This is a genomic window from Xanthomonas arboricola pv. guizotiae, from assembly GCF_002940205.1.
Classification (GTDB): domain Bacteria; phylum Pseudomonadota; class Gammaproteobacteria; order Xanthomonadales; family Xanthomonadaceae; genus Xanthomonas; species Xanthomonas arboricola_C.
This window is the reverse complement of sequence record NZ_MDSK01000026.1, coordinates 38,342-61,059: the sequence shown is the minus strand read 5'-3', so window position 1 is coordinate 61,059 and position 22,718 is coordinate 38,342. Positions and strand designations below refer to the sequence as shown.

The window sequence follows — 22,718 nt, the reverse complement described above, 5'->3', positions numbered from 1 at the left end:
ATGAACGAGCGCAACGACACCACGCCGGCATGGGGTGCATGGCCAGCGGGTGAGGGACAGGTGCGCTTCGCGCTCTGGGCACCGGACGCCAGGAGCGTGGAAGTGGTCTTCGACGACGGCGCGCGCGTCGCGTTGCAGGCCGCGCAGGATGGCTTCTTCAGCGCGGTGATCGCCTGCGCGGCGGATGCGCGCTATCGCTACAGCGTCGATGGCGGCGAACCGGTGCCGGATCCGGCCTCGCGCTGGCAGCCCGAGGGCGTGCACGGCCCCAGCGCCGTGCAGCGCAGCGATGGCTACGCCTGGCAGAACACCCACTGGCAGGGACGGCCGTGGGACGAGGCGGTGATCTACGAACTGCACGTCGGCACCTGCGGCGGCTACGCCGGCGTGCAGGCGCAATTGCCGCAGCTGGCGGCGATGGGCATCACCGCGATCGAGCTGATGCCGCTGAGCGCGTTCCCGGGCGCGCACAACTGGGGCTACGACGGCGTGCTGCCGTATGCACCGGTGGAAGCCTATGGCACGCCGGACCAGTTGAAGGCCCTGATCGACGCCGCGCACGGACACGGCCTGATGGTATTGCTGGACGTGGTCTACAACCACTTCGGCCCGGACGGCAATTATCTGCACAGCTATGCCGCCGCGTTCTTCAACGAGGACAAGCCCACGCCGTGGGGCGCGGCGATCGATTTCCGCAAGCCGCAGGTGCAGCGTTACTTTCTCGATAACGCGCTGATGTGGCTGCACGAATACGGCTTCGACGGCCTGCGCCTGGATGCGGTGCACGCGATTTCGCCGAATGCGTTTCTGGACACCTTGCGCGAGACCATCGAGGCCAGTCTGCCGGCCGGGCGGCATATGCATCTGGTGCTGGAAAACGAGGCCAATCAGGCCTCGCAATTGCAACGTGGCTACACCGCGCAATGGGACGACGACTTCCATAACGCCCTGCACGTGCTGCTCACCGGCGAAGAAGAGGGCTACTACGCCGCGTTCGCCGACAAGCCGACCGAGCATCTGGCGCGCGTGCTTGGCGAAGGGTTCGCCTATCAGGGTGAGCCGGATCCGCGCGGGCATGTGCGTGGCGAACCCAGTGGCGCCTTGCCGCCGCACAAGTTCGTGGTGTTTGCGCAGAATCACGACCAGATCGGCAACCGTGCGCGCGGCGAACGGCTGACCGTACTGGTGTCGCCGCAACGCTTGCGTGCTGCGCTGGCACTGACCACGCTGACGCCGATGATTCCGCTGTTCTTCATGGGCGAGCCGTGGGGCGCCACGCAGCCGTTCCTGTTCTTCACCGACTTCGGCCCTCCGCTGGACGATGCAGTGCGCGAAGGGCGCCGTCGCGAATTCGCGCATTTCGCCGCATTCGCCGACGAAGCGCAGCGCGCCACCATTCCCGATCCGAACAGCCACGACACCTTCGCCGCCTCGCGCTCGCCGATCGAAGACGCCGCGCAGGGCGAAGGCGTGCGGTGGACCGCCTGGTTCACCGCACTGCTGGGCGTGCGCCGCCAGTGGCTGGTACCGGGGCTCGCCCAGGCGCGCGCGGTGGGCGCCAGCGTGCTGGCCGACGGCGCAGTGACCGCCAGCTGGGAACTGCCCGACGGGCTGTGGCATATCGCCTTCAACGTGGGCAACCAGCCGGTGCCGATGCCGCCGCTGCGCGGCCGCGTGGCGCATGTCGAAAACGCTGCTGCCGACGCGCAGCAGTTGCCGGTCGATGGCTTCATCGCCTGGCACGAGGCGCGCGCATGAGTACCCGTGATCTGAGCAGGAGCGATCTGCATGCGCTGGCCGGCGCGGCCGGGGTGATGGTGGACTGGGTGGATGCCAGCGACCAGCCACGGCAGGTGTCCGACCAATCGCTGCATGCGGTGCTCACCGCGCTGGAACTGCCTGCCGGCACCGTTGCGCAGCGCGAAGACAGCCTGCGTCGCTGCAAGGCGCAAGCCACCGAGCCGGCGCCGCTGCTGACCGTGCAGGTGGCCGGGTTGCTGCCGGTGTCGGTTGCCGCCAATGCCAGCGGCCGTTGGCTGGACGACAGCGGCGCCAGCGAGCCGGCGCATGCCGATGCGCAGGGGCAGGTGCGTGCGCCGCAGCGTTTCGGCTACTGGACGCTGCAGATCGGCAGCCTGACCCAGCAGGTTGCGGTCGCCCCGCAACGCTGCTTCAGCGTGGCCGATGCCTGCGGCCTGCCGGCACCGCGTGCCTGGGGCATGGCGCTGCAGGTGTATTCGGCACGCAGCATCGACGACGCCGGCATTGGCGACGCATCCGGCACGGTGGAATGGGTGCGGCATGCCGCACTGGCCGGTGCCGATGCCCTGGCCCTGAGCCCGGTGCATGCCGCGCGCCCGGTCGCCGGCGGCTACAGCCCGTATTCGCCCAGCGACCGGCGTTTTCTCGATCCCCTGCATGCCGCACCGGTGCGCGTATTGGGCGAGCTCGCACTGGAGGCGATCAACGAGGTGCCCGGCCTGCGCGAGCGCTTCGATACGCTGCACCACAGCGCCCTGATCGACTGGCCGGCATCGGCGCAGGCCAAGTGGCAGCTGCTGCGTCACCTCTACACCCGCGTGCCCGCCGATCACCCCGATCTGGCTGCCTTCCGCAACGAGGGCGGCGCTGCGCTGAAGGGCTTTGCACGGTTTGCCGCGCAGGATTTCGGCGATGGCGATCCGCAGCTGCACGTGTTCACGCAATGGCTGGCGGCGCGCAGTTGGTCCGATGCGCAACGCGAGGCGCACGAGCGCGGCATGAAGATCGGTTTGATCGCCGATCTGGCGGTCGGCTTCGATCCCAATGGCGCCGAAGCCGCGGCCGCCGCCGACACCGTGCTGCGCGGCCTGGTGCTGGGCGCGCCGCCGGACGCCTTCAACGCCGACGGCCAGCACTGGGGCATCGGTGCGTATTCGCCCACCGCATTGCGGCGTAGCGGCTATGCGCCGTATATCGCACTGCTGCGCGCAGTGCTGCGCGACCGCGGCGGCATCCGCATCGACCATATCCTGGGGCTGTTGCGGCTGTGGGTGGTGCCGGAAGGCGCCAGCTCCAACGAAGGCGCGTATCTTGCCTATCCGCTGCACGATCTGCTCAACCTGCTCGCGCTGGAATCGTGGCGGCACCGGGCGATCGTGATCGGCGAAGACCTCGGCGTGGTGCCGCCGGGCATCCGCGAGGAACTGTCGCGGCGCGGGGTGATGGGCATCGATGTGCTGATGTTCACCCGCGACGACAATGGCGCCTTCGTCTCGCCGGCGCTGTGGCGGCCGGATGCGGTGGCCACCACCACCACCCACGATCTGCCCACCCTGACCGGCTGGCGCGAAGGCCGCGATATCGACTGGCGACGCAAGCTGGAACTGATCCAGCCCGCGCAGGCCAGCGATGACGCCACCGCGCGCCGCAAGGATCTGGCACGCCTGGATGCGGCGGTCGAACACGCCGGCCTCAGCGCGGCGGACGACCCGCTGCTGGGCGCGCTGCGCTTCACCGCCACCAGCGTGGCGCCCCTGGCCTTGCTGCCGGTGGAAGACGCGCTGGCGCTGCAAGAACAACCCAATCTGCCGGGCACCGTCGAGGTCCATCCCAACTGGCGTCGACGCCTGCCCGATCCCTTGCCGCATGCGCGCCTGAGTACGGCGCTGCAGGGCTTTGCCGAGGCGCGTCGCGTCGCGGCTGTTTCGGAACCGCATCCATGATCGAGCTTCGCGCCACCGCCCGCCTGCAGCTGCATGTCGGCTTCACCCTGCACGATGCGCTCGCGCAGGTGCCGTATTACGCCGGCCTCGGCATCAGCCATCTGTACCTGTCGCCGATCGGCACTGCGGTGCCGGGCTCCACCCACGGCTACGACAATATCGACCCGACCGTGGTCAATCCCGAACTCGGCGGCGAAGACGCGCTGATCGCCCTGTCGCAGGCCGCGCGCGCGCACGGCATGGGCCTGATCGCCGACATCGTGCCCAACCACATGGCCACGCATGCGGACAACGCATGGTGGTGGGATGTGCTGCGCAACGGCCGCAGCGCAAGGCATGCCGACTGGTTCGACATCGACTGGCGCGCGCCCGGGCGCGACGGCAAGTTGTGGCTGGCGGTGCTGGACCGCCCGTATGCCACCGCACTGGCCGAAGGCCTGATCACCCTGGTGGTGGAAGACGACGGCAGCGCGGCACTGGCGCATTACGACCAGCGTTACCCGATCCGTCCGCAGACGCTGGAGGTGCCGGAGAAAGCGGCACGCGCGCAATGGCTGCGCGACTACAACGACGGCGCCAAGCGCGGCGATGGCCGTCTGCACAAGCTGATCGAACGCCAGCCGTACCGGCTGAACTGGTGGCGCGTGGGCAACGACATGCTCAACTACCGTCGTTTCTTCGATATCACCTCGTTGGTGGCGTTGCGCGTGGAGCTGCCGGCGGTGTTCGACGCGGTGCATGCGCTGCCGCTGCGGCTGGTGGCCGAAGGCCATCTGGATGGCTTGCGCATCGACCATGTGGACGGGCTCACCGACCCCACCGGCTATGTGCGCAAGCTGCGCAGCCGGCTGGATGCGGCCGGCCGCACGCGTGGCCTCAAGCCCGGCACGCTGGGCTTGTATCTGGAAAAGATCCTGGCGCCCGGCGAAGCCTTGCCGGCCGACTGGCCCTGCGATGGCACCACCGGCTACGACTTCATGGACCAGGTCGGCGGCCTGCTGCATGACCCGGCCGGCTTCAAGCCATTGGCGCGTGCCTGGCAAAAGGTAAGCGGGCGCAGTGGCGATTTCGCACAGGAAGAGCGCAGCGCACGCGACGAGATCCTGCGCGGCCCGCTGCAGACCGAATTCAATCGCGCCGTCGGTGCGTTGTCGGCACTGGCGCGACTGGATCCGCCCACGCGCGAGTTCAGCCCGCAGATGCTGGCGCGCGGCCTGTGCGTGTTGCTGCGCTGGTTCCCGGTGTACCGCACCTACGCCGGTGCCAAGGGCGTGACCGGCAGCGAAGCCGAGCGCCTGCGCGCCACCGCCGCGCGCGCGCGCGCGGGCATGCCAGAGTCGATCGTCGCGGCCGTCGACGCGATCGAGCGCTGGCTGCTCGACGATGCCGGCGCCGATCGCGCGCAGGTCGCCTTGCGGCGCATCCTGCGTCGTCGCGTGGAGCAGTTGTCCGCTCCGCTCAATGCCAAGTCTGTGGAAGACACCGCGTTCTACCGGCATGGCGTGCTGCTGTCGCGCAACGAGGTCGGCAGCCATCCGACCCACTTCGCCAACGACGCGGCCGAGTTCCACGCGCAGAATCTCGAACGCGCCAGGCACTTCCCGCGCGCGTTGCTGGCCACCGCCACGCACGACCACAAGCGCGGCGAAGACCTGCGCATGCGGCTGGCGGTGCTGTCCGAGCAACCGCGCTGGTGGATCGAGCAGAGCAGCCAGTTCGATGCCTTGACCGAGACGCTGGAATCGCCGGCCTTGGCCGGTGGCGACCAGCAGATGCTCTGGCAGACCCTGGTGGCCGCCTGGCCGATCGGACTGGGCGCCGACCAGACCGAGCCGCTGGCCGAGTACGCCGAGCGCATTGCGCAGTGGCTGCTCAAGGCGGTGCGCGAAGCCAAGCTGCACACCAGCTGGACCGATGGCTCGCCGGCCTACGAACAGGCTGTGCAGGCCACCGTGGAGCAGGTGCTGTGCAGCCGCGCCGGGTTGCCGCTGCGGCGGGCGCTGCTGCGCGCCAGCAACCACATCGCCGCGGCCGGTGCGCGCAACGCGCTGGCGCAGACCACGTTGCGCCTGACCGTGCCGGGCGTGCCCGACCTGTACCAGGGCACCGAAGGCTGGGATCTGTCGCTGGTGGACCCGGACAACCGTCGCCCGGTCGACTACGCGCAGCGCCAGCAATGGCTGCAGCAGGCGCGCGACTGGAACACGCTGCTGCGCAGCTGGCGCGATGGCGCGGTCAAGGCACGTCTCACCGCACTGCTGTTGCAGCTGCGTGCCGACCATCCGTCGCTGTTTGCCAAGGGCGATTATCAGCCCTTGACCGTGGCGGTCAGCGGCGATGCGCAGGTGCTGGCGTTCCGCCGCCAGTACCGCGGCCAGTCGCTGGTGGTAGCGGTCACGCGGCTGGGTGCCGGCAACCAGGGCGATGGCGACCTGCCGCTGCTGGTACCGCCAGCTGCCTGGGGTCAGGCGTCGTTGGCATTGCCGCACGCCACGTATCGTAATGTGCTCGATGGCAGCACGCTGCAGCCGCAAGGCGGCCGCGTGGCGATATCCACGCTGTTTGCACGTGCGCCAGTGGCAGTGTTGTTGACCCCCTAAGAGAACGTACGCAATGAACGACACGCAACGGCAAGCGCGGCTTCGCCAGTTGGCACAGGAGATCTGGGAGGCCGAAGGCCGCCCGGACGGCCACGCAGATCGCCACTGGGCCATGGCCGAGCGGCTGGTGGATGCCGAAGAGCGCGCCGCCGAACAGGCCGGCGCGCCGGCGACTGCACGCCAGTAACGCTGTCTTTGTCACCTTGCATCGTTCACTCTGCCAACTGCGCCGTGTCGGAGTGAGCGTGCCCAGGCACGCAGGCACCCGCATTCGCTCAGCGTTTTGAGTTCACCGTTCTCAGGAGTTACCGATGGCCACCCGCAAGTTCACCCAGCGCTCGCGCATTCGCGAAGGCCGTCCCAACCCGCTCGGCGCCACCTGGGATGGCCTGGGGGTCAACTTCGCGCTGTACTCGCGCAACGCCACCCGGGTGGAACTGTGCCTGTTCGACGAGCGTGGCCGCGAGCAGGAGCGCCTGGCGCTGCCCGAATACACCGACGAGGTCTGGCACGGCTATCTGCCCGACGCACGCCCCGGCCAGCTGTACGGTTACCGCGTGCACGGACCCTATGCGCCCGAGGCCGGGCACCGCTTCAACCACAACAAGCTGCTGCTGGACCCGTACGCCAAGCAGATCGTCGGCGAGCTCAAATGGGCGCCGCATCTGTTCGGCTACACCATCGGCCACCGTGACAAGGATCTGAGCTTCGACCGCCGCGACAGCGCCGCGTTCATGCCCAAGTCCGCGGTGATCGACCCGGCCTTCACCTGGGGCCAGGACCGCCCGCCGCAGACCCCGTGGAACCGCACGGTGATCTACGAAGCGCACGTGCGCGGGCTGAGCATGCTGCACCCGACCGTGCCGCCGGAAGACCGCGGCACCTTCTCGGCCCTGAAGACCGACGAGCTGATCGACCACATCAGCTCGCTCGGCGTCACCGCAGTGGAATTGCTGCCGGTGCATGCGTTCGTCGACGACCAATACCTGCTGGAAAAAGGCCTGCGCAATTACTGGGGCTACAACACGCTGGGCTTTTTTGCGCCGCAAGCGCGTTACATGTCCACGCGCACCGTAGCCGAGTTCAAGCAGATGGTGGCGCGCCTGCATCACGCCGGCCTGGAAGTGCTGCTGGACGTGGTCTACAACCACACTGCCGAAGGCAACGAGCTCGGGCCCACGCTCTCGTTCAAGGGCATCGACAACGCCAGCTATTACCGCCTGGCCGACGATCGCCGTTTCTATATCAACGATACCGGCACCGGTAATACCTTCGACCTGACCAACGTCGGCGCGTTGCGCATGGTGATGGACTCGCTGCGCTACTGGGTGCAGGAAATGCACGTGGACGGCTTCCGCTTCGACCTGGCCAGCATCCTCGGCCGCGAGCGCTATGGTTTCGATCCGTCGGGCAGCTTTCTCGATGCGGTGCGCCAGGATCCGGTGCTGAGCCAGACCAAGCTGATCGCCGAGCCGTGGGATATCGGCCCGGGCGGTTACCAGGTCGGCAACTTTCCGCCGGGTTGGGTGGAGTGGAACGACAAGTTCCGCGACAACGTGCGCGCGTTCTGGCGTGGCGATGGTGGTCAGCTGGCCGAACTGGCCACGCGTCTGACCGGCTCGGCGGACCTGTTCAACCATAGCGGCCGTCGCCCCACCGCGTCGGTCAACTTCGTCACCGCGCACGACGGCTTCACCCTGCGCGATCTGGTCAGCTACGAAGGCAAGCACAACTTCGCCAACGGCGAAGAGGGCCGGGACGGCAGCGACCACAACATCTCGGCCAATTACGGCGTCGAAGGCGACACCAACGACCCGGCCATCAAGCAGCTGCGCCGTCAGCAGATGCGCAACCTGCTGGCCACGTTGCTGCTGTCGCAGGGCACGCCGATGCTGCTGGCCGGTGACGAGTTCGGCCACAGCCAGAATGGCAATAACAACGCGTATTGCCAGGACAACGAACTGACCTGGATCGACTGGACCGCCGCCACCAAGGCCGCGGCCGCCGATCAGGCTGCATTCGTGCGGCGGTTGATCCGTATCCGCCAGCGCTATCCGCTGCTGCATCGCGCCCGCTTCTTCGACGGCAAGTTCGACGAGGCGCTGGGTTTGAAGGATCTCACCTGGCTGGCACCGGACGGCCACGAGATGGACGAAGCCGGCTGGCACGACCCGGAAGCCCGCGCGCTGATGCTGCGGCTGGATGGCCGCTCGCCGACCACCGGCTTGCGCGAGATCGCCGCCAACGTGACCTTGCTGATGCTGATCAATGCCGCCTCCACCAGCGTGTCGTTCACGCTGCCGGCGATGCACGACGAACATTGGCGCGTGCTGGTCGACACCGCGCGCCATGGCGGCCGCGTGGTGGCCGGCGGCAGCGAATGGAAGGCGCCGGCGCACTCGCTGACCTTGCTGGCGGTGGAGCGCGACCGCATCGTCAGCAGCGCGCGCATCGTCTCCGAGGGCGCACGCTGATGGCAGGGGTGGTCTGATGGATGTGCTGCTGGCAGGAGCCACCGGTCTGGTCGGCAAACATGTCCTGCAACAACTGCTGGCCGATGCGCGCTGCACTGGCGTGGTGGCGATCACGCGCCGGCCGTTGTCGCAGATCCATCCCAAGCTGCGCAACCAGGTGATCGATTTCGAGCGCCTGGAGCACTGGACCGCGCCGCGCATGGAGGCGGCCATCTGCGCCCTGGGCAGCACGATGAAACAGGCCGGCTCGCGCGAGGCGTTCTACCGCATCGATCACGACTACCCGATGGCGCTGGCACGCGCTGCCTGCGCTCAAGGCACCTCGGTGTTCGTGCTGAATTCGGCGGCCGGTGCCAATGCGCAGTCACGCATTTTCTACAACCGCGTCAAGGGCGAACTGGAACGCGACCTGCGCGAGATCGGCTTCCCCTCGCTCACCTTCGTGCGCCCAGGCCTGATCGGCGGCGAACGCGAGCAGCGGCGCACCGGCGAACATATCGGCAGCCTCGTGCTGGGCGCGCTCGGCCCACTGCTGCCACGCCGCTTCCGCATCAACCCGGCCGAACGCATCGCCGCCGCCATGGTGAGCGCCGCGCTGGTACCGGCGCGTGGGGAGCACAGCGTCGAGGCTGCGGAGTTGGTGGGTTAGCATTTCGCCCGCTGTCCGTAGGAGCGTGCCTGCGCGCGAGGAGGCGTTACCGATAAAGCTTGGTCGCGCGCAGGCACGCTCCTACAGGTTCACGTGCAGCGGATCGGCATCTTCGCCAGCACGATATCCCGCTCACGCCCCAACGACCGTCCGCCATCCACCAGCACCTGCCTGTCCTCGCGGCGGTGTTGCGGATAACCAGTCGCCCGCTGTTCGTAGGAGCATGCCTGCGCGCGAGGAGGCGTTACCGATAAAGCTTGGTCGCGCGCGGGCACGCTCCTACGGATCGGCGTGCAGCGGATCGGTATCTTCGCCAGCACGATATCCCGCTCACGCCCCAACGACTGCCCGCCATCCACCGCCAGCACCTGCCCGGTGATCCAGCGTGCTTGCGGCGATGCGAGAAACAACGCCGCATCGGCGATGTGCTGCACCTGCCCGAATCCGCCGAACGGGATGCTGTCGCGGATGCGTGCATACAGTTCCGGTTCTTCATCGCGCCGCCGCTCCCATAGCCCGTCGGGGAATTCGATCGAGCCCGGTGCGATCGCGTTGACGCGGATGCGCTCGCGCGCCAGTTCGGCAGCCAGCGTGGTGGTGTAGTAATTCAGTGCCGCCTTGGCGGTGGAATAGGCGATCGCACGCGGTGTGGGGCGTTGCGCATTGATCGAGCTGATATTGAGGATCACTGCCGCGTCGCTATTGCGCAGGTACGGCAGCGCGGCGCGGTTGCAACGCACTGCGGCCATCAGGTCCACATCCAGACCGGCCTGCCAGCTGGCATCGTCGTTGCCATGTCCGTAGCCGGAGGCGTTGTTGATCACCACATCCAGTCCGTCCAGTGCCTGCGCTGCGGCCTGCACATAGGCAGCGATCTGCGCAGCATCCGACAGGTCGCAGGCAAAGGTATGGACCGGCGTGCCGTGCGGCGCCAGGGTCTGTGCGGCCTTTGCGAGGCCATCGGCATTGCGTGCGCATAGCGAGACCTGCGCACCGTTGCGGACGAACGCGTCGGCAATGGCCAGCCCGATGCCACGGCTACCGCCAGCGATCAGCACGCGTTGATTGCGCGGCGAGATTTGCGTGGGTGCTGTGGAAATGGGCATGGCGGACACTCGATCGGAAAACGACATTATCGAGCAGCCCGGTCATGACGCGGTGCTCGGTACCGTTGCAGTGTCGAACGCATCATCGCAATGTCTGCTGTCCGTCCCACGACTTCCACCGCTTCTGCCAACGACGCGCCGGCAACCGCGCGTAGCGGGCTGGCGATCTACTGCGCCCATCCCCAGGCGCGCGGCCGGTGCTCGGAATTGCCATGTGCCACTCGTACACTCAGGTTTTGAGCGCGCCGTCCACACGCCCCGAACGATTGCTCGCTACGTTTTTGTCAGCCACCCTAAATCGCGTTGCGCAGCACTGCGCTGCGAGCCAGGTTGGGAGCCATGCACCGGCACCTGGTTGCGGTCGCGTGCGCTGTCATCTTCGTGCAATGCGGCCCGCACGCCGCTTGCGACGCAAGCCTCATCACCAAGCATGATCAGCTCATGCGTTTTCGGCTGCTCGCCGCTAACCATTTGTTTACACGTTGGCGCCGCGCTGCGGGCACAACGTGCGGGTCATTCAGTGGGAGTTGCACATGGAAACCCATATCACCGTCATCGGTGCCGGCTTCTGCGGCATCGCGCTGGTCCGTGCGCTGGCGCAGACGGCCGATGCGCAGGTGCGCATCACCCTGGTCGGCGTGACCGAGACCTTCGGCAGCGGCATCGCCTACGGCGCCGCGCGTCCGGAGCACCTGCTCAACGTCCGCGCCAAGGACCTGGGCATCGACGCGCAGGCGCCAGGCGCCTTCGCCGATACCCTGCACCTGGGCGACAACGGGCGACTGGAATTCCTGCCACGCCTTGCCTATGGCGACTATCTGCGCAGCGAGCTGGATACCGCGGTCAGTGGCGCGCAGGCGTCGATCGTGCGGCTGTCGCAGGAAGCGGTGGCGGTGGAGCGTGCGCGCAAGGGCTTTCGCGTATTCCTGGCCAATGGCGACGCCTTCCACAGCGATCGGGTGGTGCTGGCGGTGGGGGCACTGCAACCGCAGGCGCTGGCTGGCATCGGCCCGCGCCTGAGCGTGCATCCGCGCTACATCGGCTGGCCGTGGCAGGGCGATGCCCTGGCGCGGTTGTCGCCGGACGACGACGTGCTGATCGTCGGCACCGGTCTGACCATGGTGGATGTGGCATTGACCCTGCACACGCGCGGGCATCGCGGCCGCCTGCTGGCGATCTCGCGACGCGGCCTGGCGCCGCAGGCGCATCTGCGCCAGCCGGGCGCGTCGCTGGAATTGCCGCCGCATCTGCAGCGCGCACTCAAGGATGCCGACCTGCGCGGCCTGCTTCGCGGCGTGCGTCAGCTCAGTGCAGTGGTGGACGACTGGCGGCGCGTGGTGGATGCCTTGCGCCCGCATCTGCAACCGCTATGGCAGCGGCTGGAGTTGCCGCAGCGTGCGCGTTTCCTGCGCCATCTGCGCCCGTATTGGGAAGTGGCGCGGCATCGGGTTGCGCCGGGCGCGGCGGAACAACTGGCGCACTTGCAGGAATCGGGGCAACTGCAGATCGTCGCAGCGCGCCTGCTGCGTGCGCGTTGGGTGCCCGATGGCGTGGAGGCGGTGATCCGCCCACGTGGATCGGCCGACGCGCAGACCGGTCATTACGATGCAGTGATCCGCGCCACCGGGTTGGATACCGATATCGACCGCACCAGCGACCCGCTGATCGCCGGCATGCGCGAGGCGGGGCTGCTGCGTGCCGATCCGCTGGGCCTGGGCGTGGATACCGATGCGCAACTGCGCGTGCGCGATGGCGCCGGGCAGATCGTGCCAGGCCTGTATTGCGTAGGCCCGCTGTTGCGCGGGCGCTACTGGGAAATCACCGCCGTGCCGGAGTTGCGTGTGGCCACGCGCGCCCTGGCAGAACGTCTGTTGCTGGGTGCGCTGCCGGCGTTACAGCCGGAGCCGGAGCAGGTGCCGCGCGAGGTCAATGCGCGTCTGTAGCGGAATGGGCTTTCTTCTCGGCCTTTAGATGGCTGTATGGAGTCGACGCCTAGGCGAGTGCGGGTTTGAGTCTTCTCTCATCGAGGGAGTGCCTTATCGCCTCGAGCTCTGAGCCCTTCTCCCACCGGGAGAAGGTGGCGCGCCAGCGCCGGATGAGGGGGCGCGTGCATCCTCTTGGGTTTGGCGGTGCGAGTAGCTTCGCTCCATACCCTCACCCCAACCCCTCTCCCGGGGGGAGAGGGGCTTTAAGCTGGTGCCGCTACCTGTGCTACCCCTGCTGCCTGCGCAGGTGACGTGAGCGCTCCAATGCATGCGCGCTGGTGACGTGCAAGCAGTGCACGCCTCGAGCTTCGAGCCCTTCTCCCACCGGGAGAAGGTGGCGCGCCAGCGTCGGATGAGGGTGCGCGCGCAGCCTCGTGGCATTGGGTGATGCCTCGTTGAAAAAGTTGGTTGCGGCCGATGCGCCAGTCGTAGGAGCGGACCTGGCCGCGACTGGGGCGTTACCGGCACCCATCGCAGTCCTTTACGCGTGCATCAGACACATACGTGATGCTCATATCGTCTGCCGTCTGCCGTCTGCCGTCTTTCCAGTGTCTTTTTTTCTGACGCGGAAGACGCCCGATCACTCTCCGAGCAGCCTCTGCGCGCGCAGGCATAACGCAGATGTCGCAATCTCGCGCGGACTTCGCCAAACAGCGCAATCATGCCGCGTGATGCGTAGCGCAGTGCGCCGGTGCAGACAGGACTAGGTCATGTTGATCGCCCTGGGCTGATTACAGTCCAGGTCGCTTCCTTCCTTGGTCCTGGAGTTCGCCATGCCCCATCTTGCTCCCGCTGTCTTTCTCGCCACGCTGTGCGCCTGCGCGCTGCCCGCCTGGGCCAGCGAATCGCTCAATACCCGTGCGGAAGTGCTCGCAGCCCTGGAATCCGGTTACGACGTCAGCCTGACCACCGACCTTGGCCGCTGCACACCCGAAGAAGGCACGCCGGCCACGCAGACCCGTGGTGGCCGCCATATCGACGCCTACCGCATCACCGAGGACGGCACCGCCGCGTTCTCCGGTTCGCACTTCACCGTGGCCAACGACGGCAAGCCGATCCAGCAGTTCATGCGCTATCAGCTGCGCCCGGATGGCAGCGTGCGTTTCACCACCTACATGTACGACCTACCGGGCTTGCAGCAGCGCGGGCCGGTGCTGGCATATCAATGCGCGATCAATGAGGGCATTCGTTTCCATGCCGATTAAGCGGCCAAGAGAAAACGACTGCTGGCCAGGTGTTGTTCGTCCCAAAGTTGCGCGTGCCGGCCTGCGATGTCATGGCGTGCATGGCATGGAAGACGCTCAATCGAATCGCGAGCGTGCGCAAGCAGTCGGGGCATCGCACGTACCAGCATCCGTGACGACGGCGCACGCTCCCTTTGGTCCTAAGGGCGATGTCCCAAGGGCGGAAGAGAGCCATCTTCCATGCACAGGGCATTGCGCGGGAACCGAAGCGCTGGGAGTCTAAAGCTCCTCTCCTGCGGGAGAGGGGCTCGGGTGAGGATACGGGGCGAACCAGCAGCCGCCCTTGGTCATCACACATGACAACGCCGCCAATTGGCGGCGTTGTCCCTCATGGCATCAGCGGCTGTCCCGCCGCCGCGATGACCACTATTGCTGCACGGCAAGCGCCTCAGCCTCACCCGCCTGCCAACCACCACCCAAGGCCCTGAATGTCGCCACCGCGCTGCGCGCAGCATCGGTGCGTGCCTGCACCTGCGCGTCGGAGGCGCGCAGCAGGGTGTCGTCGGCGTTGAGCACTTCGATCAGGCTCACCGTGCCTTTTTCGTAAGCCAGCGCGGAGGCGCCACGCGCCTTGCCCAGCGCGTCCACGCCCTGCGTCAGGACCGCAACCTGCTGCTCGCGTTTGACCAGCGCGGTGAATGCATTTTCGACGTCTTCGGTGGCGCGCAGGACGGCCAGGCGGTAGGCCGCCAGTTGCTCGGCTTGTTGGCCTTTGGCCTGCGCGATCTGCGCATTGATGCGGCCGAAGTCGAACAGCCGCCAGCGCAGTCCGAGCACACCGGATGATTGCGCGGCATCGCCGCTAAACAGGTTCGCGCCGGAGATGGCCGTGGCGCTGCCGAGCAGGCCGCTGAGTGAGAACTTGGGGTAGTACTCGGCCATCGCTACGCCGATGCGTGCGTTGGACGCCGCCAGGCGACGCTCGGCCACGATCAGGTCGGGGCGCCGCCGCAGCAGGTCGCCAGGCGTACCGCTGTCGGCGATCTGCGGGGCCAGCGGAATCGGCTTGGTCGCGGCCAGTTCGGCGCGGTGGGTGCCTGGCGGTACGCCCAGCATCACGTCCAGAGCATTCGATGCCGCGACCAGGGCGGCTTCCAGGCCCGGTACGCTGGCCTGGGCCTGCGCGAGCGCGCCCCTGGCCTGGTTGAGTTGCAGCTCGGCGGCCAGGCCCTTGTCGTGCAGCAGCGTCACCATCGAGACCAGGCCCTGCTGGGTGGCGACCTGGCGCTGTGCCACGTCCAGCCTTCCCTGCAGCCCGCGGATGCTGATGTAGATATCGGCGGTCTGCGCCGCTACCGCCAGGCGGGTGGCGGCGGCCCCGGCTTCGCTGGCCTGGTAGTCGGCCAGGGCGGCCTGGCGCCCGCGGCGCAGGCCGCCGAACAGATCCAGCTCCCAGCTCGCGCTCAGGTTGGCTTCGTAGGTGCTGGCATAGCGGTCGAAGTTGGGCGTGCTGTTGAGCACCTGGCCCAACGGTGTTTCCAGAGACTGGTAGGCGCGGGTCGCGTTGCCGCTGATGTTGCCTGAAGGCAGCAGCGCAGCAGTGGCGGCGGTCAGGCCGGCGCGGGCCTGGGTGACGCGCGCGGTGGCCTGGGCCAGGTCCAGGTTCTGCGCCAGCGCGATGCCGACGTAGCGGCTCAGGTCGGGGTCGTTGAAGCCGTCCCACCAGGTCGACAGATCAGCCGGCGTTGCGGCCTGGCGCTGCGCGACGTCCGCTTGGCCGATATAGCGATCCGGCAGCGGCGCGTCGGGCCGGGCGTAATCGGGGCCGACCGCGCAGCCTGCGGCAAGGCTGGCGGCAATGAGCGCTGCAAGGGTACGAAGTGACGACATGGCGGGACCAGAGTGGCGAGATGGTGAGTGACTATAATACGAAATGGTCACTTTTGTAAGTCGGGGGCAACGGCGCTAAGCTGTCGAGATGAACAAAGCATCGAGTTACCCAGTTTCCGGCCGGGGGCCGGTCGATCACGACGTGCGTGACCAGATCGTGGTGGCCGCTACCGACCATTTCAGCCGCTATGGCTATGAAAAGACGTCCGTCTCGGACCTAGCCAAGGCGATCGGGTTTTCCAAGTCATACATCTACAAATTCTTCGAGTCCAAGCAGGCTATCGGCGAGTCGATCTGCGCCAACTGCATGCGCCAGATCGAGACCGAGGTCTGCGCCGCGATGAACGAAACCGACCAGGCGCCAGAGAAAATCCGTCGACTTTTCAAGGTGATAATCGAGGCGAGCCTGCGGCTATGCTTCCAGGACCGCAAGCTTTACGAGATTGCGGCATCGGCGGCCACCGAGCGCTGGCAATCGGTCGTTGCCTACGAGATCCGCATACAGAAGCTGGTGCACGATGTGCTGCAGCAGGGTCGCCTTGACGGCGATTTTGAGCGCAAGACGCCCCTGGACGAAGCCTCCCAGGCTGTCTACGCGGTGCTGCGCCCGTATATGAATCCAGCGATGCTCCAGTACAGCCTCGAGCAGATCGAGGAGGTGCCTGCGCTGCTCTCGGGTCTGGTGTTGCGAAGTCTGTCGCCATAAATTTGGTTGTGACTATTGACTGATTTGGTCACAGGTCTCAGGATGCGAGCCTTCATCAGATCGTTTCGGGATTCCCATGCGTCGGCGTCGTCTTGTTACTTCTACCGTCCTGTGTGTTCTGCCGCTGGCACTGAGTGCCTGCGGCGGCAAGGCGCAGCCCGACCCACGTACCGCTACCGCATTGGTGCGGGTTGCCACGGTCGGCGATGCCAGCACCGCCGGACGCAGCTTTACGGGCACCGTGGCGGCGCGGGTGCAGAGCGACCTGGGCTTCCGGGTGGCCGGCAAGGTCTCCGAGCGTCTGGTTGATGCTGGCCAGAGCGTCAAGCGCGGCCAGCCGCTGCTGCGCCTCGATCCGATCGACCTTGAGCTGGCGGCGCGTGCGCAGCAGGAGACTGTGGCAGCAGCGCGTGCTCGCGCCGAGCAGACCGCCGACGACGAGGCGCGCTACCGCGATCTGCGCGGCACCGGCGCCATTTCGGCGTCTACCTACGACCAGATCAAGGCCGCGGCCGATGCGGCCAAGGCGCAGCTGAGCGCCGCCCAGGCCCAGGCCGATGTGGCCCGCAATGCCAACCGCTACTCCGACCTGTTGGCCGATGCCGATGGCGTGGTGATGGAAACGCTCGCCGAGCCGGGCCAGGTGGTTGCGGCCGGGCAACCGGTGGTGCGGCTGGCGCATGCCGGGCGCCGTGAGGCGATCATCCAGTTGCCGGAAACGCTGCGCCCGCAGGTTGGATCGGTGGCCCAGGCCACCTTGTTCGGCAATGCCGCGGTCACCGTGCCGGCCACCTTGCGCCAGCTGTCCGAGAGTGCCGACCGGTTGACCCGCACCTTCGAGGCGCGCTACGTGCTCGATGGCGCGCTTGCGCAGGCACCGCTGGGTACCACCGTCAGCCTGCGGGTAGACGGCGGCACCGCCACCAGCAGCCAGGCCGGTCTGCAGGTGCCGTTGGCCGCACTGTTCGATGCCGGCAAGGGCCCGGGCGTGTGGGTGATTGCCGGCAAGCCGGCCAAGGTGAGCTGGCGGCCGGTGACGGTGCTGGGTCTGGACGATGACCATGCCAACGTAGCCGGCAAGCTGGCACGCGGCGAACGCATCGTGGCGTTGGGTGCGCATCTGTTGCGCGAGGGCGAGCAGGTGCGGATTGCCGGCGAAAGCGCGGCCGGCACCAGCGCGACCACCGCCGGCAACACCGCCAAGGCGGCAGGAGCGCAGCCGTGAGCGAGGGCCGCTTCAATCTCTCTGCGCTTGCCGTGCGCGAGCGCGCGGTGACGCTGTTTCTGATCGTGCTGATTTCGCTGGCCGGCCTGGTTGCGTTTCTCAAACTTGGTCGCGCCGAAGACCCGGCCTTCACCGTCAAGGTGATGACGATCATCACTGCCTGGCCGGGTGCCACGCCGCAGGAAATGCAGGACCAGGTAGCCGAGAAACTCGAAAAGCGCCTGCAGGAATTGCGCTGGTACGACCGCAGCGAAACCTACACGCGTCCCGGTCTTGCATTCACCACCTTGACCTTGCTGGACAGCACGCCGCCCAGCCAGGTGCAGGAGGAGTTCTATCAGGCACGCAAGAAAGTGGGCGACGAAGTCGGCAACCTGCCGGCCGGCGTGATCGGGCCGATGGTCAACGACGAATATGCCGACGTCACCTTCGCGCTGTTCGCACTGAAAGCCAAGGGTGAACCACAACGCTTGCTCGCACGCGATGCAGAAACGCTGCGGCAGCGCATGTTGCATGTGCCGGGCGTCAAGAAGGTCAACATCATCGGCGAACAGCCCGAGCGCATCTTTGTCGAGTTCTCGCACGAGCGCCTGGCCACGCTGGGCGTCAGTCCGCAGGAGGTGTTTGCCGCGCTCAATGCGCAGAACGCCTTGAATGCGGCAGGTTCGGTGGAGACGCGCGGGCCGCAGGTGTTCATTCGCCTGGATGGCGCGCTCGACAACCTGCAGAAGATCCGCGACACCCCGGTGGTGGTGCAGGGCCGCACCCTGAAACTGTCGGATATCGCCACGGTCAAGCGTGGCTACGAGGATCCGTCCACTTTCATGATCCGCAGTGGCGGCGAGCCGGCCTTGTTGCTGGGCATCATCATGCGCGATGGCTGGAACGGTCTGGACCTGGGTAAATCGCTCGACGCCGAAGTGGGCGCGATCAATGCCGAGCTGCCGCTGGGCATGAGCCTGAGCAAGGTCACCGACCAGGCCGTCAACATCGATGCGTCGGTCGGCGAGTTCATGACCAAGTTCTTCGTCGCGCTGCTGGTGGTGATGCTGGTGTGCTTCGTCAGCATGGGCTGGCGTGTGGGCATCGTGGTGGCGGCCGCGGTGCCGCTGACGCTGGCAGCGGTGTTCGTGGTGATGCTGGCCACAGGCAAGAACTTCGACCGCATCACGCTGGGCTCGCTGATTCTGGCGCTGGGCTTATTGGTGGACGACGCCATCATCGCGATCGAGATGATGGTGGTGAAGATGGAAGAAGGCTATGGCCGCGTCGCAGCCTCGGCGTATGCGTGGAGCCATACCGCCGCACCGATGCTGTCCGGCACGCTGGTGACTGCGGTGGGCTTCATGCCGAACGGCTTTGCCGCCTCCACCGCTGGCGAGTACACCAGCAACATGTTCTGGATCGTGGGCATTGCATTGATCGTTTCGTGGATCGTGGCAGTGGTGTTCACGCCTTATCTGGGCGTCAAGATGCTGCCGGACCTGAAGAAGGTCGAAGGCGGCCACGCCGCGATGTACGACACGCCGCGCTACAACCGCTTCCGCGATGCGCTGGCACAGGTCATCGCACGCAAGTGGCTGGTGGCCGGCTCGGTGGTGGGCCTGTTCGTGCTGGCGATCCTTGGCATGGGCATCGTCAAGAAGCAGTTCTTCCCGATCTCCGATCGCCCCGAAGTGCTGGTCGAGGTGCAGATGCCCTACGGCACCTCGATCAACCAGACCAGCGCGGCCGCGGCCAAGGTGGAAGCCTGGCTGGCCAAGCAGGAAGAAGCCAAGATCGTCACCGCCTATATCGGGCAGGGCGCGCCGCGCTTCTTCCTGGCAATGGGCCCGGAATTGCCGGATCCGTCCTTCGCCAAGATCGTGGTGCGCACCGATGACCAGCACCAGCGCGACACGTTGAAGGTGCGTCTGCGCCAGGCGATCTCCGAAGGCCTGGCCTCCGAGGCGCGCGTGCGCGTCACCCAACTCACCTTCGGCCCGTACTCGCAGTTCCCGGTGGCCTACCGGGTCAGCGGTGCCGACCCGCAGGTGTTGCGTGGCATCGCCGCGCAGGTCAAGCAGGTCATGCAGGACAGCCCGATGCTGCGCACCGTCAATACCGACTGGGGCGTGCGCACGCCAACGCTGCATTTCACCCTGGACCAGGATCGCCTGCAGGCGGTAGGACTGACCTCGAGCGCAGTGGCCCAGCAGCTGCAGTTCCTGCTCAGCGGCGTGCCGATCACGTTGGTGCGCGAGGACATCCGTAGCGTGCAGGTGGTGGCGCGTTCTGCGGGCGAGACCCGCTTCGATCCGGCACGCATCGCCGACTTCACCCTGGCCGGCGCCAATGGCCAACGCGTGCCGCTGTCGCAGGTGGGCAAGGTGGATGTGCGCATGGAAGAGCCGATCATGCGCCGCCGCGACCGCATGCCGACGATCACGGTGGGGGGCGATGTCGACGACCAGCTGCAGCCGCCGGACGTGTCGGCCGCGATCACCAAGCAGCTGCAGCCGATCATCGACAAACTGCCCAGCGGTTATCAGATCAAGGAGGCCGGTTCCATCGAGGAATCCGGCAAGGCGACCACCGCAATGCTGCCGCTGTTCCCGATCATGCTGGCGGCCACCTTGCTCATCATCATCCTGCAGGTGCGTTCGATCTCGGCGATGGTGATGGTGTTCCTCACCAGCCCGCTCGGCCTGATCGGCGTGGTGCCGACCCTGATCCTGTTCCAGCAACCGTTCGGTATCAATGCGCTGGTAGGCCTGATTGCGTTGTCGGGCATCCTGATGCGCAACACCCTCATCCTGATCGGGCAGATCCATCACAACGAGGCCGAAGGGCTGGACCCGTTCCATGCGTTGGTGGAAGCCACTGTGCAGCGTGCCCGCCCGGTGATCCTGACCGCACTGGCGGCGATCCTGGCGTTCATCCCGCTCACGCATTCGGTGTTCTGGGGTACGCTGGCCTACACGCTGATCGGCGGCACCCTGGCCGGCACCATCCTGACCCTGGTGTTCCTGCCGGCGATGTATTCGATCTGGTTCAAGATCCGGCCAGTTGGCAAGGCGCGGCCAGCGCAGGAGCACGCCGCGTAAAGCGGTCGCGCAGCGGTGATCAGGCATCGATCGCCGCTGCGGCGTACCGCGTCGCGCGCAGGCGTACTTGCTTGCGCGAGTGGAGCATTCCCACGACGTGGCTGCGGTTTCGCCCGGCCCCTTGAATCGCGCTCATTCATATCCCTAGGATTCGCCATGAAAGTCTCAAACGTTGTCGTTGTTACCGGTGTCTCCTCAGGCATCGGCCGGGTTGCTGCGGCAGCATTTGTCGCACGCGGGTGCACCGTCTACGGCACCGTGCGCAAACTGGGCCAGGCCGTCGCGCTGCCCAACGTCAAGCTGGTGGAGATGGATATCTGCGACGAAGCATCGGTGCAACGTGCGATCGGGTATGTCGTCCAACAGGCTGGCCGCATCGACGTGCTGGTCAACAATGCCGGAACGAACACGGTAGGTGCAGTGGAGGAAACATCGGTTGCCGAGGCGGCTGCGCTTCTGGACACCAACGTGCTCGGCATGCTGCGCACGGTGCGCGCCGTGCTGCCGCACATGCGTGCCCAGCGTTGCGGACGCATCGTCAATGTCAGTTCGGTCCTGGGTTTTCTTCCGGCGCCTTACATGGGGGCGTACGCGGCGTCTAAGCATGCGGTGGAAGGGCTGTCCGAATCGCTTGACCATGAGGTCCGCCAATTCGGTATTCGCGTCACGCTGGTGCAGCCTTCCTTCACCAAGACGAGCTTGGGAGCCAACTCCCCGCGTGTGGGAACGACCATCGCCGACTACGACCGCGAACGTGATCTGGCCATACGCGCGGTCACCACCGCGATCGACAACAGCCCGGATCCGGCGGGCGTGGTGGGGACCATCGTCGAGGCCGCACTCGGCCCTTGGCGCATGCGGCGTACGCCATCCGGGCAGGCATCCTTGTTGAGCAAGTTACGTCGCTTCCTGCCGGCCGGCCCGGTGGACAGCAGCTTGCGGAAACAATTCGGGCTGCAATGACGGCAGCTCGAATGCGCCGCGCAACGGCGGCAATGTAGCGCGTCCGAGGTGAGCGAATCGGCCAGGTTGCGCGATGGCGCGTGCAGCCCGGTGGCGGACTGGGTAGGGCTGCCGACAGGCACCGCGCCTTCTGTTGCGGAGACTGGCGGGGCGCTTGACGGGTTGGAAGCGTTGCCGCCATGCCTGGCGGGTGCATGAGTGCACACCGGCCAGCCTTCGCCGGCATCCTGCTGCCGAACACGCGATGGCTACCAGCGTAGCGGCCAGGCGTTCGATGTGCGCGGCTGCGCAGTGCCTGCTGGCACGATCGGGGCTCGAGGTGGCCGCCGATTCACCCAGAGCGGCCGTGTGGCCTCACAATAGGCAGCCAGTTCCCAACCGATGTCGCCATGCGCAAGACCTATCAGCTCAACCTCGAAGGCAAGAACCGCGATCGTCTGCTGGAATCCAGCAAGCACGATATCCGCAAGTACATCCGCCGCGAGCGGCGCAAGGAGCTGCCGGCCGGCGCGGACTACTGGGACTTCGAGATGCGCTTCGGTGTGGATGAAGCCAGTGCCGTTGCACTGCCGCCGGCCGAGCTGATCCGCTCGATCAACGCACTCGTCGCCGACGGTGGTGAGCAGTTCTTCGTCGAAATCCTGCGCAAGCCGGGCAAGCGCACGCCACGCGCGCAGAGCGATCATGCGTTCGGTGATGGCGAACTGGATTTCGAGCAGGATTGAGGTTTGATCGTCGTCCCGTCGGCGGCGCACCGCTGCGGGACGAGCAGTTGCTGGCGGATTGTCGACCGCATCGCATGGACGAGCGAGGCCTCGCGCGTTGCGGATGGCAACTGGCAGGGGTGCAGGAGGCCTGCGGTGACTTGACGCTGGCGAGCGTCCTTATTGGCGGAGCGACGGGGACGCTGCCATCGGCCAAATCTGCTGGTGTTTGATCGCGGGCACTTAGCGCTCGGACGCCGCGGTTCGAGCGGGCCATGGTTAACCAACTGCCGTTGCGCCAGAGCATTTTGCTAGGCGGTGGCGGCTTGCGCATGCTGTGCGCGTTCGGCTGCCAAGGCCTGCGGTTGTTGGTCAAGCTCGCGCTGCAGTGCCGCGGCGCGGGCACAGTCATCACACGCCGGCGCTACGACTGCTCGCTACG

The 22,718-nt window shown here is 66.7% G+C and carries 14 protein-coding genes, 1 other RNA gene and 1 pseudogene; 14 read left to right on the top strand and 2 right to left on the bottom strand.

The annotated features are described in order from the left end of the window. The 6 genes from treZ to XarbCFBP7408_RS15510 all read left to right on the top strand — a co-directional run bounded on the left by treZ (position 1) and on the right by XarbCFBP7408_RS15510 (position 9,427). Positions 1–1,758, top strand: coding sequence for a malto-oligosyltrehalose trehalohydrolase (treZ, locus tag XarbCFBP7408_RS15535; protein ID WP_104563718.1), 1,758 nt, complete (start codon positions 1–3; stop codon positions 1,756–1,758). Continuing rightward, a complete protein-coding gene (locus XarbCFBP7408_RS15530) occupies positions 1,755–3,704 on the top strand; it encodes a 4-alpha-glucanotransferase (protein WP_181106898.1) in 1,950 nt (649 codons plus the stop codon). The genes treZ and XarbCFBP7408_RS15530 overlap by 4 nt, the downstream gene beginning before the upstream one ends. Further along, on the top strand, positions 3,701–6,304 hold the full coding sequence (treY, locus tag XarbCFBP7408_RS15525) for a malto-oligosyltrehalose synthase (RefSeq protein WP_104563717.1): 2,604 nt from the start codon (positions 3,701–3,703) through the stop codon (positions 6,302–6,304). The genes XarbCFBP7408_RS15530 and treY overlap by 4 nt, the downstream gene beginning before the upstream one ends. Before the next feature lie 13 nt (positions 6,305–6,317). Then, positions 6,318–6,491, top strand: a complete 174-nt coding sequence (locus XarbCFBP7408_RS15520) for a DUF2934 domain-containing protein (RefSeq protein ID WP_104563716.1) — start codon at positions 6,318–6,320, stop codon at positions 6,489–6,491. Positions 6,492–6,615: 124 nt separating this feature from the next. Then, a complete protein-coding gene (gene glgX, locus XarbCFBP7408_RS15515) occupies positions 6,616–8,778 on the top strand; it encodes a glycogen debranching protein GlgX (protein WP_104563715.1) in 2,163 nt (720 codons plus the stop codon). A gap of 16 nt (positions 8,779–8,794) precedes the next feature. Beyond that, on the top strand, positions 8,795–9,427 hold the full coding sequence (locus tag XarbCFBP7408_RS15510) for an NAD(P)H-binding protein (RefSeq protein ID WP_104563714.1): 633 nt from the start codon (positions 8,795–8,797) through the stop codon (positions 9,425–9,427). Between the two features lie 335 nt (positions 9,428–9,762). Here XarbCFBP7408_RS15510 and XarbCFBP7408_RS15505 read toward each other — a convergent pair. Then, positions 9,763–10,533, bottom strand: a pseudogene (locus XarbCFBP7408_RS15505) (SDR family NAD(P)-dependent oxidoreductase); the annotation flags it as partial. A gap of 212 nt (positions 10,534–10,745) precedes the next feature. On the opposite strand from XarbCFBP7408_RS15505, the gene XarbCFBP7408_RS15500 reads away from it, so the two are divergent. The 3 genes from XarbCFBP7408_RS15500 (at position 10,746) to XarbCFBP7408_RS15490 (ending at position 13,723) form a co-directional block, all read left to right on the top strand. Beyond that, a non-coding RNA gene (locus tag XarbCFBP7408_RS15500) (sX9 sRNA) lies at positions 10,746–10,823 on the top strand. Between the two features lie 243 nt (positions 10,824–11,066). Then, complete coding sequence (locus XarbCFBP7408_RS15495) at positions 11,067–12,476, top strand: FAD/NAD(P)-binding protein (protein WP_181106900.1); 1,410 nt, start codon at positions 11,067–11,069, stop codon at positions 12,474–12,476. An 815-nt stretch (positions 12,477–13,291) separates the two neighbouring features. Continuing rightward, positions 13,292–13,723, top strand: coding sequence for a VirK family protein (locus tag XarbCFBP7408_RS15490; protein ID WP_104563730.1), 432 nt, complete (start codon positions 13,292–13,294; stop codon positions 13,721–13,723). Between the two features lie 405 nt (positions 13,724–14,128). Here XarbCFBP7408_RS15490 and XarbCFBP7408_RS15485 read toward each other — a convergent pair whose 3' ends face one another. Then, the gene (locus tag XarbCFBP7408_RS15485) at positions 14,129–15,592 is read right to left on the bottom strand and encodes an efflux transporter outer membrane subunit (RefSeq protein WP_104563713.1); all 1,464 of its coding nucleotides are present in this window, start codon (positions 15,590–15,592) and stop codon (positions 14,129–14,131) included. Positions 15,593–15,680: 88 nt separating this feature from the next. On the opposite strand from XarbCFBP7408_RS15485, the gene XarbCFBP7408_RS15480 reads away from it, so the two are divergent. The 5 genes from XarbCFBP7408_RS15480 (at position 15,681) to XarbCFBP7408_RS22815 (ending at position 22,297) form a co-directional block, all read left to right on the top strand. Next, positions 15,681–16,298, top strand: coding sequence for a TetR/AcrR family transcriptional regulator (locus tag XarbCFBP7408_RS15480; RefSeq protein WP_104563712.1), 618 nt, complete (start codon positions 15,681–15,683; stop codon positions 16,296–16,298). 76 nt (positions 16,299–16,374) lie between these two features. Continuing rightward, on the top strand, positions 16,375–17,523 hold the full coding sequence (locus XarbCFBP7408_RS15475; RefSeq protein ID WP_104563711.1) for an efflux RND transporter periplasmic adaptor subunit: 1,149 nt from the start codon (positions 16,375–16,377) through the stop codon (positions 17,521–17,523). Beyond that, positions 17,520–20,609 carry an efflux RND transporter permease subunit gene (locus XarbCFBP7408_RS15470; protein WP_104563710.1) on the top strand — a complete coding sequence of 1,030 codons (3,090 nt, stop codon included), beginning with the start codon at positions 17,520–17,522 and terminating at the stop codon, positions 20,607–20,609. Before XarbCFBP7408_RS15475 ends, XarbCFBP7408_RS15470 begins: the two co-directional genes overlap by 4 nt. Positions 20,610–20,765: 156 nt before the next feature. After that, the gene (locus XarbCFBP7408_RS15465) at positions 20,766–21,572 is read left to right on the top strand and encodes an oxidoreductase (protein WP_104563709.1); all 807 of its coding nucleotides are present in this window, start codon (positions 20,766–20,768) and stop codon (positions 21,570–21,572) included. Between the two features lie 389 nt (positions 21,573–21,961). Beyond that, positions 21,962–22,297: a DUF6172 family protein gene (locus XarbCFBP7408_RS22815; protein WP_008575519.1), complete on the top strand. Its 336-nt coding sequence runs from the start codon at positions 21,962–21,964 to the stop codon at positions 22,295–22,297. Positions 22,298–22,718 lie beyond the last annotated feature (421 nt).

Excerpts from the sequence above, each read along its gene's own strand:
- XarbCFBP7408_RS15495 (WP_181106900.1), top strand. The coding sequence starts at position 11,067 with ATGGAAACCCATATCACCGTCATCGGTGCCGGCTTCTGCGGCATCGCG.
- XarbCFBP7408_RS15530 (WP_181106898.1), top strand. The coding sequence starts at position 1,755 with ATGAGTACCCGTGATCTGAGCAGGAGCGATCTGCATGCGCTGGCCGGC.
- XarbCFBP7408_RS15465 (WP_104563709.1), top strand. The coding sequence starts at position 20,766 with ATGAAAGTCTCAAACGTTGTCGTTGTTACCGGTGTCTCCTCAGGCATC.
- XarbCFBP7408_RS15485 (WP_104563713.1), bottom strand. The coding sequence starts at position 15,592 with ATGTCGTCACTTCGTACCCTTGCAGCGCTCATTGCCGCCAGCCTTGCC.
- treZ (WP_104563718.1), top strand. The coding sequence starts at position 1 with ATGAACGAGCGCAACGACACCACGCCGGCATGGGGTGCATGGCCAGCG.
- treY (WP_104563717.1), top strand. The coding sequence starts at position 3,701 with ATGATCGAGCTTCGCGCCACCGCCCGCCTGCAGCTGCATGTCGGCTTC.
- XarbCFBP7408_RS15480 (WP_104563712.1), top strand. The coding sequence starts at position 15,681 with ATGAACAAAGCATCGAGTTACCCAGTTTCCGGCCGGGGGCCGGTCGAT.
- XarbCFBP7408_RS15490 (WP_104563730.1), top strand. The coding sequence starts at position 13,292 with ATGCCCCATCTTGCTCCCGCTGTCTTTCTCGCCACGCTGTGCGCCTGC.
- XarbCFBP7408_RS22815 (WP_008575519.1), top strand. The coding sequence starts at position 21,962 with ATGCGCAAGACCTATCAGCTCAACCTCGAAGGCAAGAACCGCGATCGT.
- XarbCFBP7408_RS15520 (WP_104563716.1), top strand. The coding sequence starts at position 6,318 with ATGAACGACACGCAACGGCAAGCGCGGCTTCGCCAGTTGGCACAGGAG.
- XarbCFBP7408_RS15475 (WP_104563711.1), top strand. The coding sequence starts at position 16,375 with ATGCGTCGGCGTCGTCTTGTTACTTCTACCGTCCTGTGTGTTCTGCCG.
- XarbCFBP7408_RS15510 (WP_104563714.1), top strand. The coding sequence starts at position 8,795 with ATGGATGTGCTGCTGGCAGGAGCCACCGGTCTGGTCGGCAAACATGTC.
- glgX (WP_104563715.1), top strand. The coding sequence starts at position 6,616 with ATGGCCACCCGCAAGTTCACCCAGCGCTCGCGCATTCGCGAAGGCCGT.